The following is a 1,970-nucleotide window of genomic DNA, read 5'->3' as shown; positions in this document are numbered from 1 at the left end:
ATGATAAGCTTAAAGCCAGCTATGAGGCTGCCGTAATTCTCGCTTGTGTCTTTATCTGGCTGCCGCTGATTTGAATTCTATACAGCCCCTATAGTCAGTGAAAAATAAAATCGATACATCACGTACTGCAGGTACCGTTTTTTCTTGCTTGCTGTGCCTACGCAGACAGAGGCTACAAAAAAACTATACCAGCAGTATCGTAGCGTTTTTAAAGTATTTTAACTATATAATATCTAAGTTAGAAAACCATTCAACACTTCAGCCAATAGAGCCGCGGCAATTAAAATAAAGATAACGCCGCAACCACGATTGAGCCACGCTAACCGCTCACCCACATCAAGCCAACCTGCCAGCTTTTTACCACCTAGCGTATATACCACCTGCCAAATCGTTTCGCTCAAAAATAGCCCTAACGTCAGCATGATATATTGCGGCCATAATGGCGCGCTAAAATTGATAAATTTAGGGAAAAAGGCGGCAAAAAATAAAATCGCTTTGGGGTTCGATAAAGATACCCACATACCAGTTCGAAATAGCAACCATTCACTAGGCGGCGCTTTGACAGCGGCACTAGAGAGCGAGCGTGGCTGAGGTTTATTTAATACGTTATCAGTCGTTGTCAGATCTGCATGAACTTCTGCACTCAGTGTACTGGCATCACTAATCAAGCTACTATCACTAGCATCACGCCACGAGCTGACACCCAGATAAATTAAATACGCTGCACCAACGGCCTTAATCACCGTCAATAACCATGGTGATTGACGACTAATGACATCGAGTCCCAGTAATGTCGAGAGCAACAAAACGAAAAGTCCAAGACTAAGACCTGCCAGCGTCCATAAAGTGCGCTTCACGCCATAATTTAGACCGTACTGAAATGCCAAGAGCATATTCGGACCGGGAGTCGCTGAGATAAAAAAGGTACTTGCAAAGAATACCGCAAACAGATGCCAAGACATCAACTAACCCCTACTGTCTTATTTAAAATTCAACTAATATGCGTAAAAAAATAAACACCGCCATAAAGACGGTGTATTTTATACCAATCACTACTTAGGTTGCGCGGTTTATTTGCTAGTATTAGCAGTACAACTCTCTAAGAGACGCTGCAAGAAACTGTCACAGCGCTCAATCTCACTTAATGCAACATATTCGTCGGCTTTATGCGCCTGCTCGATACTGCCAGGCCCACAGATAATCGTTGGAATACCGCTATTGGTAAACTGCCCGCCTTCAGTCGCATACGCTACTTTATGACGTTGATCATCACCTGTCAGCGCTACGATTAATTGTTGTAGCTCGGCACTGTCGCTATCAGTCATAGCCGGTACGCTTTCTTCTTGCATCAGCTCAATGCCCGTTTCTGGTGCTCGTGCTTGCATCTGAGCGGTTAATTCCGCAACTTTTTCTTGAATTGGCGCGACAATATCCTCTTGCGTCATGTGTGGCAAGTTCCGGTAATCAAAGGTAAACTCACACAGATTTGGCACAATATTGGTCGCTGTGCCGCCTTGTATGGTGCCTACAGATAATGTGGAATAAGGCACATCAAATATAGGATCATTATCATCACGATGACTGATTTCTTCAGCCAAAGTATCAACATAACCAATCAATTGGCTGGCATAGCTAATGGCATTAACCCCTTGCGCCGTTAATGATGAATGCGCAGACTTGCCATGGACGCGGCAGCGATAAACAGCAATACCTTTATGAGCAACGACCATGGCCATGTTAGTTGGCTCACCAACGATGCAATAATCAGGTGTGATACCGCGTGCTTTTAAGTCGGCTAATATCAATGGCGCGCCCAAACAGCCCACCTCCTCATCAAATGATAAAGCCAAATGTAGCGGTCGACGTAGTTTGCCTGAACTAGGGGCTGTATAGAATTCAAATCAGCGGCAGCCAGATAAAGACACAAGCGAGAATTACGGCAGCCTCATAGCTGGCTTTAAGCTTATCAT

General features: G+C 44.5%; 1 protein-coding gene and 1 pseudogene. Both read right to left on the bottom strand.

Going from position 1 to position 1,970, the window contains the following annotated elements; all coding sequences use genetic code 11:
• Nucleotides 1-233: 233 nt before the first annotated feature.
• Nucleotides 234-962 (bottom strand): LysE family translocator, encoded by a 729-nt coding sequence (locus EI161_RS14120; RefSeq protein WP_192523040.1) that lies wholly within the window; start codon nt 960-962, stop codon nt 234-236.
• A 108-nt stretch (nt 963-1,070) separates the two neighbouring features.
• Nucleotides 1,071-1,874: pseudogene (locus tag EI161_RS14115) on the bottom strand (M20/M25/M40 family metallo-hydrolase); the annotation flags it as partial.
• Nucleotides 1,875-1,970 lie beyond the last annotated feature (96 nt).

Source organism: Psychrobacter sp. FME5, from assembly GCF_014861375.1.
Classification (GTDB): domain Bacteria; phylum Pseudomonadota; class Gammaproteobacteria; order Pseudomonadales; family Moraxellaceae; genus Psychrobacter.
The sequence above is the reverse complement of the archived record's forward strand: the minus strand, read 5'-3'. Positions and strand labels throughout refer to the sequence as shown.